The sequence below is a fragment of the Flavobacterium sediminilitoris genome, from assembly GCF_023008245.1.
GTDB classification, from domain to species: domain Bacteria; phylum Bacteroidota; class Bacteroidia; order Flavobacteriales; family Flavobacteriaceae; genus Flavobacterium; species Flavobacterium sediminilitoris.
Map to the genome: position 1 here is coordinate 1,817,516 of NZ_CP090145.1, position 16,824 is coordinate 1,834,339.

General features: G+C 28.6%; 15 protein-coding genes. All 15 read left to right on the plus strand.

Translation table 11 applies throughout. The features are described from left to right. The first annotated feature begins 184 nt into the window (after positions 1 to 184). The 15 genes from LXD69_RS08190 (at position 185) to LXD69_RS08260 (ending at position 16,820) form a co-directional block, all read left to right on the plus strand. A complete protein-coding gene (locus LXD69_RS08190) occupies positions 185 to 2,032 on the plus strand; it encodes a type VI secretion system Vgr family protein (RefSeq protein ID WP_246918711.1) in 1,848 nt (615 codons plus the stop codon). Positions 2,033 to 2,041: 9 nt separating this feature from the next. Continuing rightward, positions 2,042 to 2,215 (plus strand): hypothetical protein, encoded by a 174-nt coding sequence (locus tag LXD69_RS08195; protein WP_161794137.1) that lies wholly within the window; start codon positions 2,042 to 2,044, stop codon positions 2,213 to 2,215. A gap of 67 nt (positions 2,216 to 2,282) precedes the next feature. Beyond that, positions 2,283 to 3,230: a DUF2931 family protein gene (locus LXD69_RS08200; protein ID WP_246918713.1), complete on the plus strand. Its 948-nt coding sequence runs from the start codon at positions 2,283 to 2,285 to the stop codon at positions 3,228 to 3,230. Positions 3,231 to 3,263: 33 nt separating this feature from the next. Continuing rightward, a complete protein-coding gene (locus LXD69_RS08205) occupies positions 3,264 to 4,613 on the plus strand; it encodes a phospholipase effector Tle1 domain-containing protein (RefSeq protein ID WP_045969021.1) in 1,350 nt (449 codons plus the stop codon). 17 nt (positions 4,614 to 4,630) lie between these two features. Then, positions 4,631 to 5,686 carry a hypothetical protein gene (locus tag LXD69_RS08210; RefSeq protein ID WP_045969019.1) on the plus strand — a complete coding sequence of 352 codons (1,056 nt, stop codon included), beginning with the start codon at positions 4,631 to 4,633 and terminating at the stop codon, positions 5,684 to 5,686. Positions 5,687 to 5,759: 73 nt separating this feature from the next. After that, the gene (locus tag LXD69_RS08215; RefSeq protein WP_246918715.1) at positions 5,760 to 6,260 is read left to right on the plus strand and encodes a DUF4280 domain-containing protein; all 501 of its coding nucleotides are present in this window, start codon (positions 5,760 to 5,762) and stop codon (positions 6,258 to 6,260) included. A gap of 2 nt (positions 6,261 to 6,262) precedes the next feature. Further along, positions 6,263 to 9,046: an OmpA family protein gene (locus LXD69_RS08220; RefSeq protein ID WP_246918717.1), complete on the plus strand. Its 2,784-nt coding sequence runs from the start codon at positions 6,263 to 6,265 to the stop codon at positions 9,044 to 9,046. 22 nt (positions 9,047 to 9,068) lie between these two features. Beyond that, the gene (locus tag LXD69_RS08225; protein WP_246918719.1) at positions 9,069 to 9,713 is read left to right on the plus strand and encodes a hypothetical protein; all 645 of its coding nucleotides are present in this window, start codon (positions 9,069 to 9,071) and stop codon (positions 9,711 to 9,713) included. 2 nt (positions 9,714 to 9,715) lie between these two features. After that, positions 9,716 to 10,489, plus strand: coding sequence for a hypothetical protein (locus tag LXD69_RS08230; RefSeq protein WP_246918720.1), 774 nt, complete (start codon positions 9,716 to 9,718; stop codon positions 10,487 to 10,489). Positions 10,490 to 10,808: 319 nt separating this feature from the next. After that, the gene (locus tag LXD69_RS08235) at positions 10,809 to 11,303 is read left to right on the plus strand and encodes a DUF4280 domain-containing protein (protein WP_246918722.1); all 495 of its coding nucleotides are present in this window, start codon (positions 10,809 to 10,811) and stop codon (positions 11,301 to 11,303) included. A 3-nt stretch (positions 11,304 to 11,306) separates the two neighbouring features. Beyond that, on the plus strand, positions 11,307 to 13,538 hold the full coding sequence (locus LXD69_RS08240; RefSeq protein WP_246918724.1) for a hypothetical protein: 2,232 nt from the start codon (positions 11,307 to 11,309) through the stop codon (positions 13,536 to 13,538). A 26-nt stretch (positions 13,539 to 13,564) separates the two neighbouring features. Then, positions 13,565 to 14,254, plus strand: coding sequence for a hypothetical protein (locus LXD69_RS08245; RefSeq protein ID WP_246918726.1), 690 nt, complete (start codon positions 13,565 to 13,567; stop codon positions 14,252 to 14,254). After that, positions 14,247 to 15,017: a hypothetical protein gene (locus LXD69_RS08250; protein WP_246918728.1), complete on the plus strand. Its 771-nt coding sequence runs from the start codon at positions 14,247 to 14,249 to the stop codon at positions 15,015 to 15,017. The genes LXD69_RS08245 and LXD69_RS08250 overlap by 8 nt, the downstream gene beginning before the upstream one ends. Positions 15,018 to 15,033: 16 nt before the next feature. Continuing rightward, positions 15,034 to 15,816: a hypothetical protein gene (locus LXD69_RS08255; RefSeq protein ID WP_246918729.1), complete on the plus strand. Its 783-nt coding sequence runs from the start codon at positions 15,034 to 15,036 to the stop codon at positions 15,814 to 15,816. A 221-nt stretch (positions 15,817 to 16,037) separates the two neighbouring features. Continuing rightward, positions 16,038 to 16,820 carry a hypothetical protein gene (locus tag LXD69_RS08260; protein WP_045969000.1) on the plus strand — a complete coding sequence of 261 codons (783 nt, stop codon included), beginning with the start codon at positions 16,038 to 16,040 and terminating at the stop codon, positions 16,818 to 16,820. The last annotated feature ends 4 nt before the right edge of the window (positions 16,821 to 16,824 follow it).

Sequence of the window (16,824 nt, forward strand, 5' to 3'; positions counted from 1 at the left end):
TATTAATTCAAAAAAAAAGAATGTCATAAGAAAGTGTTATTTTCTGCATTTTTGTAGATGAAAGTGAAGAAATATCAGTTTTAATTATGAATTTTACTTTTTATTGAAGCAAATAGTTTAAAATTTAATATTTTTTTTATTAAATTTACCTACTTATACATTTTACAAACAAACAAACAAAATCATGGCAATAAGTACACGAATAGTCATCCAAATAGGAGGAGAAACCCTTACGCGATTTTCAAAATTAGTTATTCATCAAAAAGTACATACGCATCATACTTTTTCTTTGTTGCAACCTTTACCCAAAGAGTTTGTAAGTCAGGCAATAGATAAATCACAGAGTTATATAGGTCAATCTATTAAGATAGAGATTCAGCCTACGAGTTTAAAAACGACTTCACCTTTAGTTTTTCATGGTATTATTACAGAATCTCAAATGATTCGTACCTCAGGAGCTTCTGGAGGTATTATAATAAATGGATATAGTCCTACCATTGTTATGGAAGGTACACCAAAAACACAATCTTTTTCAGATGAATCTTTATCAGATATCATCAAAAAAATAACGAGTAGTTATAGTCAAAAAGAACTCCAACCTACAGTTGACGTTAAGAATGATGCTTCGATGCCTTATACAGTTCAATATAGAGAGAGCGATTTTGGATTTGCCTGTAGATTAGCCCAAAAGAGAGGACAATGGTTCTATTATAATGGAGAAGAATTACTATTTGGTTCTCCAAAATCTAAGAATTTCACTTTAGAATATGGAAGATCATTGCATAGTTTTAATATAGAGATGCGTGCAAAGCCATTAGGATTAGAGTATTTAGGATACGATCCAAGTAATGCAGAAACCCAAAAAGCCAATACAACGGAAGTCAATTATCAACCTGAAGGCTATTCAAAAGTAATGTATGAGAGTTCAAAGAAATTGTTTCCAGAGAGTGCAACGATGCTTTATACTCATTCAATAGAAGAAGGAAGTGCTAGAACTCATTTGGTTGATCGAGTAACTACACAGTTACAATCTAGAGCTGCTGATTTAGTAACCGCAAAAGGCGATAGTGATGAAACAGGTTTACGAATAGGAGATGTTATTTCTATCCAAGAGCCTTCATTTTCTATGACTGGTAATTTAATAGATGGATTACAAGAGCAAAATTTCGGAAGTTATATTATAACAGATATTACCCATGTTTGTGAAGAATCAGGTACTTATCACAATAGTTTTCAAGCGGTTCCAGACAGCGTTTTGTCACCACCATATGGTAATGTTCACCATCATCCAACAGCCGATACACAACCCGCAGTAGTAACAGACAACAATGATCCATTAGGGTTAGGTCGTATTCAAGTTAGCTTTGCATGGCAAAAGGAACAAGGGACAACTACACCATGGGTTCGAATGATAAACCCACATGCAGGAGGCGGAAAAGGGATGTATTTCATACCGGAAATAGGAGAAGAGGTTTTAGTAGGATTTGAAGCAGGAAATGCAGAGAAGCCTTTTATACTAGGTGCGATGTATAATGGAAATGAATCGAGTAGTTATGCCACATCAGGGAATGATCAGAAAGTTATTCAAACACGAAGTGGGACTAAGATTATCATGAATGATGCAGAAGGAAGTGTTTTTGTAGAAGACCCAAGTGGTAATACATGGATGATGGATGGTAAAGGTAATATTAGTGTTAATGCTCCTAAGAATTTTAGTATTGCAGCAGGTGACAATATAAGTATTTCTGCAGGGAAAAACATATCGGTTAGCGCAGGAGAAAATATAGATAATTCAGCTAATGAAAATATAACTACTGTTGCAGGAACTGATATTATTCAAAATGCTACAGGGAATATTGTAGAGTCATCAGATAAGCGAACAGAAATTATAGATAAGAACTTTATACGTCAAGCAGATATTTCTAATGAAATTGCGACAGAAGTTTCTATTTATAGTGAAAAAGAAAATATGACTTTACAGAGTGGCAAAACTGTTGAGTTTAATAGTGCAGAAAAGTCTAAATTATTTTAACAAAACACTATGGCAATTCACAAAAAAGCAAAAAATATAGAAATCATAGTTAAGTCTGATTATAATTTGACTGTAGGAGGAAAGTTAGAAAAGATTACCAGTAAATTTAATGTAGAAGCTACAATTGGAAATTTAAATTTAATCTCTAATAAAAAAATAGTTTCAGATGGTAATAAAGGATAATTTCATAAAATTAATATGTATCGTTCTACTTACTAATGCACTAACTATTTCATGTCAAAATATAAAAATGGAACAAAAATTTGATTGGTCAGCAACATTATCTGCACCAGAGGAATACCCCGTTCAAGTCTATAAAGGGGAAATAATAGCAAAAGATTACTCACAATCTTTAAGCGGTTTTGGAGATATCGATTATGGTTGGGGAGAAGAAGGAGGTACTGTTGTTATGGGGCCAGATTTTAAAAATATTCCAGATAGTTTAGAAATTGCTTGGCATTCATTTGTAGATCAAAAAAATTTTGAAGGAAAATGGGCTTTGCCAAAAGAAGAGATAACTAAACTTTTTGAAGAAGGATTTATAGATGATTTTGCAAATAAAAAATTGACATACACGACATTTGTCGTTGGCTTAGCTCCAAATGGGTTAGTTGTTGTTTGGTTGTCTGGTGCGGGTAATCAAATAGAAGTAGCGCATTTTAAAGCACAAGAGGTATTCGTTAACATAGAAAATATTTCAGATCGAAGTAAACCTATTTTTTCAAAGAAATATAATGATATCGTTTTATCTGAATTAAACGAAAAACACAATACTTTCGAAAGAATTAAGCAAAAAGATTACCCAAAAATAGAGGTGTATGAAAAATACAGAAAAAAGTATTTATGGAAACCATCAATTGTACTACCTCAGGATTGTAAACTAAATAATTTAATATTTCATTTCTATAATGGTGAAATAAATAATACGATTAAAGAAAACTTAGCTTCATTAGACTATAATGAAAAGGCAGTTTTTAAAAAATGTTATTTTCATTGGATAGATAAAAATCAAAAAAGAAGAGGCGCATGGATTGAAGAATTTAATCAGGAAGAACTTTATGATGCTTATGAAGCATTAGGGGAAGAAGCTCAAATAGATCTGATTATAAAAATTATTGAACCAAATACAGTTGTTATTCTTTTGAAAAATAATGATAAAGAGATAGAGATAAAAAAATATAAAAAAACAATTGAATAGTTTTTTTGATACAAACAATTAAAGTAAAAGCATATGTCTATAAATGTAAGTTTTAGTAACTATTCACCACCAGAACCATCTAAAGAGGCTATTAGCTTAAAAATCGGAATTTTTTTTGATGGAACACTTAATAATAAGAATAATACAGAAGAAAGAAAAAATAATTCAGAAGATTTTAAAAAGAATGGAACTAGTAAAAAACAAGATACAAGTTATTACAATGACTGGTCAAATGTAGCTAGATTATGGGAGTTTTTAGATGATCCTAATAAGATTTATATTGAAGGAATAGGAACTGATGACAAAGAAGAAGATTCCACTATGGGATTTGCTTTTGGAACAGGAGCTACTGGAATTAGAGGAAAAGTAAAAAAAGGTTGTGAGAAAATTGTAGAAAAGGTAAAAAAAGAGAAGAATAAAGTAAATGCTCCAAAAATAAACACCTTAACTTTTGATGTTTATGGTTTTAGTAGAGGTGCTGCTGCTGCTAGAAATTTTGTACATGAAATAAGTAAAGCAAAATATAAAGCAAGAAAAAGAATAGTAGGTTCACGTGGTGGTGGATCTGTTCAAAAATTAAATGATGATGGAGAGGTAACAAATAGAGATGATTTTCCTAGAAGAGGACATTTAGGACTTAAATTAGAAGAAGCTGGAATTGAAGTGGATGTTGTACGAGTTCGTTTTTTAGGGATTTATGATACTGTTTCGTCATATTCTAAGAATTTCTCAATTTCTCCAGATTTTGATGATGTAGATGAATTAGGATTAAACAATATTGGTTCAGCAAGTACAGTTGTCCATTATGTTGCAGAAAATGAACACAGAGAGAATTTTTCATTAACAAATACACATGTTGGTGTTCAAAAAACATTTCCAGGTGTACATTCTGATATTGGAGGAAGTTATAATGATGGAGAAGAAATAATTGAAGAAATTGAAACTTCATGGGGTTCAAGAAACAATCTTAATCCTTTAATAGAGCGTTTAATAGATGAAGGTTGGTATAAAAGAAAACAACTCGAAATTACTGGAGGAAATATCTATTGGGCACTTAAAGGAACAAGAGACTTAAAGAAAACATATAGTTACATTCCTTTACATTTTATGGGAGAAAGTAGTAAAAATAAAGAAGTTAATATCAAGACTGATAAACTAGAAAGTTTCTATGATATATCAGAAAGTGAATTGCTTAAAAGAGTAAAAGAAAAGTTGAGAAGCTATGTCTTTGGAAGCGGGAAACAGTATTTATTAGATGATTCTCTTACTCCTCAAGAAAAAACAGATTTGTTACAATTAAGAAATGAATATCTTCACTGGTCAGCAAGAAGAGAAGGTATTGGTATGGATCCTAATAGTAATAGAAAAAGAGTCTATTATTAAAAAATAACATGAAATAATTGAAACCAAAATATAAAAAGTATAAAATAAAAAAAGGAGATACATTACAAAGTATTTCGAAAATATTAGAAAAATCAGAACACGAAGTTAAAAGTTTTCATAATGTATTTTGTGATAATGATAGTTATATAGGAAATCAATTTCCTAGTAATTTAGAAGAACTATATATCTATCCAGAATATAATGAAAAGCAATTGTCTTTAATTCCAAAAGTAACTTTTGAAGGAGCATACAAATTAGGATTAAAACCATCGCAAATAAAAAGCAATTATGGAGTTATGTATACAATAACTTCAGGAGAAGAAACAAATACAGTTAAGTTTGAAACAAGTGTAATCTTTAAAGAACGAACAGCAAAAAACACATATATATATGAAATTGATCGAGTATCAGAAACCTATATAAATGATGAAGAAGCAACAAACTTAGCCGATGAATTAGCAGAAAAAACAAGCAAAGTATTATATCCATTAAAAATAGAAGTAGACAATGAAGGAAAATGGATAGAAATTAATAATTACAATGAAATATATAACAGATGGGAAAAAACAAAAGAAAAAATCCTGTCAGAATATGAAGGAGAATGGGTAGAAAAATACCTAAAAGAGAATCAAGAAACTATTGAAAGTGAAGGGAGATTGCAAACTGCACTATCAAAAGATTGGTTCTTGAATAGTTATTTTGCTTCAATATATGTTTATTACACACATAAATATCAATTTGAAGTAATAAAGCCATTTCCAATATTAGTAAATTGTAATTCAGTTAATTATAAAGTAAAACAAAAAATAAATGAATATTTAGACGAACATAATTTAATCAAAATTGAACAAAATGGGAATCTAGAAGATGAAAGATCAAAAACAGATTTACAAAATGAAATGAATATACCTTATTATGCAACATTATATCCTAATCAAGATATTGCAGAAGGCACATTTAGATCACTCTATTTTTTAAATGGAAAATCAAATTTGATAGAATCATTATTTTTAGAATGTTCAATAAACTTAGATATAGAAAAAAAAATACAAGTAGTTGTATCTCTTTTATAAAGCAATAGTGTGATATAAAAATTGCCTAAATATTTAGAGTTTTGTATATTTAATATTCAAAAAACAAACAAACATGAGCGAAAAACATATTGTGGTGCAAGGAGCCGAATGTCAATGTAAATTCAGCGTAGAACCTAAAATAGATAAACTAAAAGTTCTATCTCAAACCAAGGACTATGCGAATGATAAAGATGCTTCAAAAAAGCTTATTGCAACCGATAAAGAAATTGGTCAAACACTAGAAAAAAATACTTTTGGAAAATGTAAGCTACAACCCACACCTAGTGATTATTTGCCATGTCAAGCCGTAATTACAAAATGGAGCGGTTTCTATGAAAAAGTAACTATGTCTAATCAAGGTAAAATTCTATTAGAAGATAGCAAAGCCACTTGTCCAATTGGAGGACCAGATTGTATTTCTATTACAAAACATGGACAAAAAGCAGAAGGGTCTTCACAAAATGCTAAAAATGCAAATGAAGATGTACAAAGTCAATTAAACCCTATGGTCGACATTAAAAAAATGGATGAGAAACCATTGAAACATGATAATATTGAATACAATTCCAAATAAATATGGCAAAAGGTGTAAAAAAAATTAAATGGACAGGGGAAGGAAAGGTGTTTCAAAAAAAGTCAGATTTATCTTCGAGAATGGTTATACCACCAGATGAGTTTGTTTGGTTTAAAGTAAGTGAATGGATATCTGGAACAACAGAAGAAGATAAGAAAAAAGATATTTCTTGGATATGGCAAGAAAATAATAGAAAAGTGATTATTTGGAAAAGAGTTATACCTTCAAATAAAATTTATGCAATAAAATTACCCAAAAAATTATGTGGGTCTTATAGTTATTATCTTGAAGCAAGCTTGTCAGGTAAGACAGATTCTAATTTAACAGGCTTGTATATAAATGGATTATGTGATAAGAAAGTTATTTCTAGTAAATGGTGTACTTCAAATGATGGTAAAGATGTTAGGAAAACTTATATCTTTTCATATGGAAATATTATTCATTTAAATTTAGAAACAGAAGGTTTAAATGGAGATAAATTAGTAGTTGAAATTTATAATATTCAGAAGCTTAGAAGTAATAAATTAATTTTTACATACACTAATGTAAAAGTTAAGGATGGAGAAATTAATTTAGAAATAAAAAACACCTCAACTTGGCAAGGCTTAATAAGTAATATTCAAGACGAAGAAAAATTTTATATAAAGGTTAAAGATCAAGCATCTGGAAAGTATATTTTAGATAATAGTGGAGATGAAGAACATGCCCGTTTTTTAAGAATTAAAAATAAGTTGGTTGCTAATAATCCTCAACCACCTCAAAATAATACAGCAGTAAAAACGGGTCAACCCAATGTAAAAGCAGTTCGTTATGAACCTTGTAAGTTTGAAACCATTTCCATTACAGAAACACAGAAAAAAGATGGAAAAATAGAACAAATGAAAACTTTAGTTTTCGATAATGGTAAAGGACTCAAAAATGTTATCAATCCAGAAAGAGCAATATCAAAGACAATATTTTTTGGCTTTGATAGCGATGTAATTACAAAAGAAGGAAATGAAAAATTAAACAATACCTTAAATTTTCTATTAGAACATGATCATTCTATAATAACAATTGATGGTTATGCTTGTGTTATTGGAAAAATGCAATATAATAAATCGCTTTCTCAACGAAGAAGTGATGCTGTTAGAAAGTTTTTTATAGATGGAAAACTAGATGAAAGAAGAATTTTTTCAAGTGGGAAAGGAGAAATAAGTGCATCCGATAATAAAAGCGGTGCAGATAATATAAAATACAAAGACGAAAAAATATATCAAGAAGCACGAAGAGTTGATATTTCTTTTAAATATTTTGGACATAGTGCGCAAACAATAATTTATGAAACCATAGCTCCTAGTCATGATAAAGACGTGCTTATAGATATTACTGCTTTCCAAACGAATGCATGCTTCAGAGAAAAAGACAAGCATAAAAAACAAATAAAAGTAACATCTTCCGAATATAAAAATCCATTAGTAAAAGAAGGTAGTTCATTAGCCGTTCCAGTACATTCCGCATTGGCTACATGGAACGTTTCTCCATTGCAATATATTTGGCCAAAATGGAATTTAGTTAAAGGAGCTTCAGGAAACGGTATAGATGCTGCCGAAAACTATAATGTTTTTATACACTCTTGTCGCTATTTTTCAGATGCTAGTCATTCAACTATACAAATTAATGCATATCCAGATATAAAGTGGAAGCTCGAATTCTTTTTAAATTTAACAAATGATTTGAGTGTTAAATGGATGAATATGGATCCTTACGAACACAAGAAACTACAAGAAAGATCAGGAAAAATAGGAGCAGAAAAAAGATGGAAACAAAAAGATGTTTCTTTAGGTTTTAGTCTAAAAGCGAAATGGGATGAAGATAAACAAGAGAAAGAATTCAAGTATGAATATGAAGCAAAGTTCAAAAAAATTTATGACTTATTTGCTTCAATTGGTGCTTTGTCTGATGGTATAACAAATAAAACTAAAGGTAAAGCTAGATCGATTTCTCCTAAAGGAATACCAGTAAGTTTTGCTGTTAAACCACCTAATTTATCACTAACAGGAGATTGGTTTTTAAGTCATCCTAAAGGTGATAATAAAATTGTTGGTACTGATGTAACAATTGGCTTAAATGCAAATCCTTTGATAGGTTTAGAAATTACAATAGATTTATTAGGAGCTATTGTCTTTGCGGCTGGTGCCATAGTTGGTGCTTCACCAGGAGTTACAGAATTATACAAAAAAATTCAAGGTCAGTTAAAAAAAGGTGTAGATTTTGGAGATGATGAAGCAGGTTTTAAAGCGAATGTAGATATTTACATGGATTTGATTATTACAAATGAAATTATAATTGGAACAGAATTTAAATTTAATACAGCTGGAAAAGCCAAAGATTCAAAGTTTAAAATTGAAGCTAAAAACAAGTTAAAAGTTGAATTAAAGGTTGGAATTAAAATTAAAGGAGAAGCGGCAATTGTAATTGTAAAAGTTCAAGCCTACTTTGAAGCATCTGCTAGTGCTGATGCATCTGTCACTTTTGGTCATGGAATCAATTACGATGACAAAGGTTTGTACTATAGGCCTGAATTAGGATTTGACGGTTTAAACGCTAAATATATTGTTTATGTTAGTGCTTCGTTAGCTTTAAAAATAGCCAAAGACAAACATAAAGTTGACGCTAGCAGAGAAGGTAAATACGAAATTGCAAGTGGTGAATATCCAAATGTTATTCCTCCATTTGATGTTATTAAAGAACTAGAGCAACTATTTAAAATGACCGCAAATATTCCATTAATAAAAAATGATTAGTACTATGAACAAATTTTTTTTCATGACCTTTTTTTTTACATTATTATCTTGCAATTCAGAATTAAATCTTGACAATTTAAAATTTGACAGTGATATTTCCACACAAATTAAACAATTAGATAACCTACAAAAAGATAATGACTTAATATATGGTTTAGTTGCATATAGAACTAACGATGTAACTACTATTAATTATTCGGAGATTAAAATTGAAAATAATAAAATCAATAATAATTCTGACAATAGTCTAATAGATTATGAAAGTGAAATCTCTTTTTTAGTTGATAATTTCACCGCTAATAGCCTAAAAGGTTTTATTATTAAAACAGTAGATGAAAACGAAGGTATTCAATTAATTCAAAGTATGAATTCCACATTGGGAAAACCTGTTTTACAAGATGTTTTCAATAACAAAAAGCAAATTCAAAATAAATTTTTATGGGATAATGTAAAAGATAATAAATTGATTTTAATTAAACAGCATACGGAATATTATGATGGTTTTGAAAAGTCCTTTATTTTAACAGAAATGACAGTTGTAAAGAGAGATCTAAAGTTAACACCAGATGATGATAATAATCCAGAAGATATAAAAAAAATTCTAGATGAAAACCCAAAAGCGTTTGAAGTAATTGAAATAATTAAATCAAGTTTTAATAGTAATTAACGATGAAGCAAATATATTATGAAATAGATTGCAGTGCATTAATGTGTTATTTTCAAGTACGCATTAATGATGTTGAAGTCTTCGCGCTAAATGTTGATGGACAAGCCACTATGGATATCCCAATTAATCATGGTATTTTAGAAAGTGGTATTCAAGAAATAGAAGTTAGAGTTACACCTTTAGAAGGTGCTAAAGAATTAGATAAAGAAGCTTATGTTAGATATAGAGTAAATGAATTTGATGTAAGTTCCGGTGATTTTAAATTTATTAAACAGTTTGATAATCATCAAACTACACCTGTTGTTAAAGGAGTTCCGGTGCTTATACATAAAAGTAAATTTGAAGCTAATGTAAACTATAAAATAGATGCTTGGCAAAACGGACAAGATCTTAAAGAGGTTAAGTTTGATTTAAAGAAAAAACTTATGTTTGCTTATAATGCTATTATTTCTGATATTAACAGAGGAGACTATAAAAAATTCCTTAATGCTATTACTAAGCGAGAAACTAATTTTGCAGAAATGATGTATTTAAATGATAGCGAAAAGAATACCAGAATAAAAAAACTTACTGATGATTTTTCTTCGGGTTTTAAAGCCATTCCTGTAAATGAAACAACTGTAGTAGAATATTCAGGTTATGGAAAATTAGTTTCTTTAAAAAGAATTAATGGAATGTCGGTCTTATATTTAATAAATCCTGAAACGGAAGAAGAATTAGTATTACCTATTACATTTTACATCCCTGAAGGTAAAACAGAATTTGAAGTTATTTAATTGTATTATATTACAAATTAAGCAAATAATAAAAATGACTGATTTTAAAAATAAGCTATATTCAATTTATTCGAGAATTTATTGTTGAGGCTCTATATATGTTATATGTTAATGATGTACCACAGTAGTATTGGTATGGAGATGAAACTGCAAATGGAGGCAATGTATTAATTAATGATGCATTGCTTGGGTCTGATAAATATTTTGATATTATAATCAGGTTAATAAATTTATTAGATTAATAGTGATTTGAAACAGCAAAGCTTATTTTTATTTTAGGAAGGTAAAGTTTTGTATATTTAATATTCAAAAAACAAACATGAGCGAAAAACATATTGTGGTGCAAGGAGCCGAATGTCAATGTAAATTCAGCGTAGAACCTAAAATAGATAAACTAAAAGTTCTATCTCAAACCAAGGACTATGCGAATGACAAAGATGCTTCAAAAAAACTTATTGCAACCGATAAAGAAATTGGTCAAACACTAGAAAAAAATACTTTTGGGAAATGTAAACTCCAACCCACACCTAGTGATTATTTACCATGTCAAGCCGTAATTACAAAATGGAGCGGTTTCTATGAAAAAGTAACAATGTCTAATCAAGGTAAAATTCTATTAGAAGATAGCAAAGCCACTTGCCCAATAGGAGGACCAGATTGTATTTCTATTACAAAACATGGACAAAAAGCTGAAGGATCTTCACAAAATGCTAAAAATGCAAATGAAGATGTGCAAAGTCAATTAAACCCCATGGTCGACATTAAAAAAATGGATGAAAAAAAACCCGAAAACCCTAATTTAATAATGAACTAGATTATGAAAGGTATTCAGAAAATTAAATGGTCAGGAAAAGGGAAAATAGAAGTGTCAAAATCTAAACCTAACGTTTCTTTATGTATAGTAGGAAAAAATGATGTTGGTTTTGTAGTTGATAAATGGTTTAGTGAAACAACCGAAGAAGATAAGAAGAAAAATGTTACGTGGATCTTACAAGACAATAAACGTAAAGAAATAAGAAGAATTCAAAAAAGTGCTAAAGAGGAATTTACATTAAACATTCCTAATGCATTATGTGGACCTTATAATTATTATCTTGAAGCTAGTTTTTCTGGTAAAATAGATACTAAAAACAATGTAGGATTACATGTAAACGGATATTGTACACCAAAAATCCTTTCGAGTAAATGGTCTACTTCAAATGACGGAGCAGATGTTCGTAAACAACAATTCAAATACGGGCATTTAGTATATTTAGGGTTAGTAACAGAAGGATTAAATGGGGAAAAAAGTCTTGTTGTAGAAATATATAAAACTATCCAAGGCGGAAATGGATCAAAAGACGATAAATTAGTTACAACTATTACAAGTGTTGATGTAGTTGATGGAGAAATTAATTTAAAAATAGGAAACACAGCAAACTGGTTTGTTCATGCAAAAAAAGATGTTGAAGAGTTTTATATTAAAATTAAAAATACACGAGGTAATTATATATCAGATGGGAAAAGTGACATTCATGCTCGCTTTTTAAGAATGAAAAAAGATCAAGTGACTAAAGCAGTTGAACCATCTACAAATAATACTCCTTTAAAAGTAGGAGAAACAAGCACAGATTTCTTGAAATATGACCCATGTAGATTTGATTCTGTAACTGTCATAGAAAATAAAAAAGATAAAATAATTTTTGATAGCGGTAAAAGTAAAGGATCCAAAAAACCAAGTGACTACTTAATTAAAACTAATGGATATTCTGCAAATACAATAATTTATGAAGTAGTTGGACCTTCCAGTAAAGAAGATTTTAAAATTAATTTAGCTAATTACACAAATAAAGGATGTAGTACTAATCACGCAAAATCAATAAAAGTAAAACACAATAATAATACTTTAAAAAGTATTGAAGGGGATTCTGTTACTTTTCCTATGCAATCTAAATTGGAAAAATTTCATCCACTACCATTTGATTATATTTGGCCAGAAAGTAATAATCCAAATGTGTATCCCGTTTTTTTTAATTCATGTGCTTATTTCTCAAACCTAAATCAAGCAGCGTTATTTGTTACAGTTTATCCAGATATTAAATGGACATTAGAATTTAAATGGAATCATAAACAATCATTTGCTTATACTTATGGTCGCGAGATGCATCCTTATAATATAAAAACGGGTAGAAAGAAGGCGATAGGAGCTATAATGGATGCGGAATTAGCTCGTGAATTTGGCGAAATGGATCAGTCTTTTGAATTATCTTTAGAGGCTGAATGGGATAAAAAGTCAAGAAAATTAGAGATTGGAACTGAATTTGGTGAAAAAATCGCAAAAACTTTAAATGCTTTTGTCAAATTAAAAAAAATTGCTGACTCAATAACAAATTCTCCAGTGAATGGAGGAAAAGTTAGCTTTGAGGTGAAAGCTCCAGTTATAGCTGTTTCTATTCAATGGTTTTTAGAAAAAATAGATGAGGATATAAATAAGATAGGAACAAATATAAAATTAGGAATAGAGACTAAGCCTTTGATTGAGGCGGATTTTAAGATAGATTTATGGCAAATTGTTACAGAGTTTGGAGCAAATGCAGTTTGTCCAGGAGCAGGTAAAGTGATTAATTTTATTTCAAAACACTTAGAAGGTAATATAGGAATTAAATTTGACGTTGTATTTAATGGAAGTATTAATGTGAGTGGAGAAATTAGTGGAAATACTTTAGTTCCCAAAAATACAAAAGGAAAAATTGGAATTGATGGAAAAATACAAGTTACATTAGAACTTAAAGCTTGGGCAAAAGCAGAATATGGAATTGCAGGATTTGACGGGTCTGCAAAAGCAAATGCTAATACATATTTAAGTGCCGGTGTTAAAGCAGAAATAGCAAAAGATGGTGTTGTGGGTTATCCAGAATTAGAATTTGGTGGAATTGTAGCCAAATATGTAGTTATAGCTTCAATTAAATTTGGAGTTTTTAAAGAAACATTTGAAGATAATGGCGAATATGTTATTGTCAAAAAATGCCCTGTTGAATTTAAAAAAGCTTACTTATTAGGCCCTTATTAGTTGATTTTATGAAAAATTTGTTTTTAATGATTTTACTTGTTATGATGAGTTGCCAAGAAGGTGATAAATTTGATTTGTCTAAAATAGATGATAAAACAGAAGTTAGCAAAACTTTAAATAGCTTGAATATTTCGGATGTTCAAACTCAAAATGGATATTGGGAATTAGTAAAAAAAGGAGAGAAAGTAGAAGCAATACTTCAAGATAATGGAAATATATCTACAGTTTATTCTTTAAAAGACGAGCAAGATCAGAAATTATTTAATTTCGATAATTTTAATATTGAAAAAAATACTGGTGGTAAAATAGTAGAAAATAGCAACAAAATAGTATTTGTAAATATAGTATTAGAAAATATAGAAACATTTAATGTGTTAAAGAAACTAAAAGAGAAATTAGGTAATCCAGATCAGATTATTAATGATAGCGTTTTTTATAATGAAGAAGACGATAAAGTAAAATTGGTTTTAAAAAACTATGAAAAAAACGATATAAAGATAAAGAAAGACGAATTTGAAGACGAGTATTTAATTTATCCATTACATTATGTTTGGAACATAAACGGTTATATATATAAATACACATTGTTTATTAATGAAGCGTCATTTAGTAATGATTTAGTAATCATATCAAATAAAGCCTTTAATGAAAAACTAATTTTTGGTTATCATAACCCAAAAGAAGATTCTATATTTAAAAAATATTATAATGAATAATTTTAAAAGCCCATTATATTTAGTTAGTTTTAAATCTGCTATATGTAATTATGAAATTTATATAAATAACTTACCCGCTTATATTCACAAGGAAGGTGGGTCTGTTTCTTCTCAAATACCTATTAATCATTGGATATTAGAGAGCGGTGAACAAGAAATTAAAATAAGAGTTTTACCTTTAAAAGGAGAAATAGCTTTTAGAGAAGATTCTTTTGTTGAAATCAGAGTCTTTTCTTATGATTCATCCACAACTAATTATGAAGATACTGTTGAATCTTTTAATTTCAGCGTAGAAAGTTTATATGATTTAAAAATTCCAGTTGTTGAAAAAAGAGATTTTTTCATTGCAGAAGTACCATTTATATTAAAAAAATGGAATGATTTTGATGAAATTAAGGAAAAAAAAGGAGAAATAATTTCATTTTATAAAGCAATGTATGAATTGTTTAAGGAAAAAGACATTCAAAAGATTTATAACCTTTTAAAGTTTAGATTTGATCAAATTGATGAAGCTACTTATTCAAAAGAATCAGACAATCTTGAAGGACTTTCAAAAATGTTATTTCGTTTGAAAGAAGGTGATTTTGAATTAATAGATTTCCCAATTGAACCTATGTTAACCATATATGATAATAAAAAAGTCTGTAATTTGACAAGAGAAAATAGCGAACCAATATTACTATTTAAAAACAAAAATAACAATGAGTTTTCTTTCCCTTTATTAGTAGGCTTTGAAAAATCAAAACCTATTGTTGTTAGGTAATTAAAGTATATTTATTATGATAACCCCTTTTGGTTATGTTGCTATTGGAGTTTTTTTAATTGCTATTTTTCTAACAATAAAAACAGTAAAAAGAGTCAAAGATACTGGTTGCCTTGCTTATGGCTACAACTTCTTGCTAATTTTTAGTGTGATTTCTATTTTTTTTAGCACTTCATATACAACACTACAGTCTTTAAATGTTTATATTACAGGGACAAGTTATATAGGAAAAATAGTAGATTATAAATCCTATGAAAAAGAATATAAAGATAAGAATGATGATTATAGAATAAAAACATCAACTTTATACATACCAATCATTGAGTTTTTAGATGAGAATAATCAAAAGATGCAATTAGAATCAAGTACACATAGTGGCGATATTCCAAAAATCGGAGAAACCATTACAATTTCACATAATGTAGGTGAAAATTTTGTTCTAGAGCATAGTTTGACAACTTTTCTTTTGTTGATAGCAGGTTTTGCATTTGCATTTGTTTTTGGGTTTCTAACAATTGGAATAATAAAATATGCTTTTGGTTATTCTATGGATAGTTATAAGCAACAATTTGTAAAAGGCTTTTTTATTGGGATTAAAATATGTTTATTGTTATTTACAATAGCTTTTATTCTACCTATTTATAATTATTTAATAGGAAAATCAAATATGCCATTATGGGCTTTTGCTATCTGTGTTATTTCTTTTATTGGGTTAACTATAGTTTGCTATCTTTTCTTTATTAAGAATGGAAGAAATTTAACTATTAGTGATAAAAGGAAAAGCAAACCTGTTCAATAAATCATTCTTGGGAGTCTATAGTCTTATTTTTGGTGATGTATATAAATAGAATGATTAAAAATGTTAAATAAAGTATTTTGAAAATAGTTAATTTATTTTGTTAAAAAAGTAAAAATTAACCATATTTTTTTTATGTATTTGTAGATGAAATTGTTATATTTGAAAGAACAAACAAAGTGAAATTTTGAGTTTCAATAATAACAATTTATTTAAAGATAGATATGGTTTTTGAAATAATAGAAGAAACAAACATTTTAATGAATGGTTTTCAAAAAAAACTGAAAACTAGGTTTAACATAGATTTTTCATTACATAATAAAACGGAAGACGAACGTATTTATATTATCAATAAAGAAAGGATAAATACAATACCAGTTCAAGATAATGCGTTTTTAAAAATACTTGAAGAATTTGAGACCCTCAATTATCCTATAAAAATAAAAACAGATTACAAAGGTCATTTTATGGAAATATATGATCATGAAAACTGGACAATAGAATGGGATAAAAAAGCAGATGAACTAATAGAAGAATTAGGAGATTTAGAGAATGCAAAAGAAATTAAAGCAAATTATTTTGAAATAATCAAAGATCAAGAATTATTTACTAAAAATAAGTTCAAAGAAGCATATTGGAACTTGTTCTTTTTTAATCCACCAATAGATAATGTAAATGTATCCGATATTGGAACAACTTTAGACTGGAATATTAAAGCAATCGGTTCAATTCCATGTGTTGGAAGAACAGCAATATTAAATCCTGGATCCAAAGTAACCATTATAGCTTTTGATTCTACTCAAAGAGTAACACCAAATATTATTGAAGTTTTAAAGCCAAAAATTAAAACAGATGTAAGATGGGATGAACAAAGAGTAAAACTACACACAGAATTACATTTTGATACCATTGAGAAAAAAGTAAAAAAGAAAACTGCTTATTTTAATTTCTCTATTAAAGATGTTGTTTCCTATACAGAGGAAATTATAATTAATTTGAAAAACTAAAATA

Bases quoted from the DNA above. Each gene is read 5' to 3' on its own strand.
- LXD69_RS08190 (WP_246918711.1), top strand. From the start codon at position 185: ATGGCAATAAGTACACGAATAGTCATCCAAATAGGAGGAGAAACCCTT.
- LXD69_RS08195 (WP_161794137.1), top strand. From the start codon at position 2,042: ATGGCAATTCACAAAAAAGCAAAAAATATAGAAATCATAGTTAAGTCT.
- LXD69_RS08200 (WP_246918713.1), top strand. From the start codon at position 2,283: ATGGAACAAAAATTTGATTGGTCAGCAACATTATCTGCACCAGAGGAA.
- LXD69_RS08205 (WP_045969021.1), top strand. From the start codon at position 3,264: ATGTCTATAAATGTAAGTTTTAGTAACTATTCACCACCAGAACCATCT.
- LXD69_RS08215 (WP_246918715.1), top strand. From the start codon at position 5,760: ATGAGCGAAAAACATATTGTGGTGCAAGGAGCCGAATGTCAATGTAAA.
- LXD69_RS08220 (WP_246918717.1), top strand. From the start codon at position 6,263: ATGGCAAAAGGTGTAAAAAAAATTAAATGGACAGGGGAAGGAAAGGTG.
- LXD69_RS08225 (WP_246918719.1), top strand. From the start codon at position 9,069: ATGACCTTTTTTTTTACATTATTATCTTGCAATTCAGAATTAAATCTT.
- LXD69_RS08230 (WP_246918720.1), top strand. From the start codon at position 9,716: ATGAAGCAAATATATTATGAAATAGATTGCAGTGCATTAATGTGTTAT.
- LXD69_RS08235 (WP_246918722.1), top strand. From the start codon at position 10,809: ATGAGCGAAAAACATATTGTGGTGCAAGGAGCCGAATGTCAATGTAAA.
- LXD69_RS08240 (WP_246918724.1), top strand. From the start codon at position 11,307: ATGAAAGGTATTCAGAAAATTAAATGGTCAGGAAAAGGGAAAATAGAA.
- LXD69_RS08245 (WP_246918726.1), top strand. From the start codon at position 13,565: ATGATTTTACTTGTTATGATGAGTTGCCAAGAAGGTGATAAATTTGAT.
- LXD69_RS08250 (WP_246918728.1), top strand. From the start codon at position 14,247: ATGAATAATTTTAAAAGCCCATTATATTTAGTTAGTTTTAAATCTGCT.
- LXD69_RS08255 (WP_246918729.1), top strand. From the start codon at position 15,034: ATGATAACCCCTTTTGGTTATGTTGCTATTGGAGTTTTTTTAATTGCT.
- LXD69_RS08260 (WP_045969000.1), top strand. From the start codon at position 16,038: ATGGTTTTTGAAATAATAGAAGAAACAAACATTTTAATGAATGGTTTT.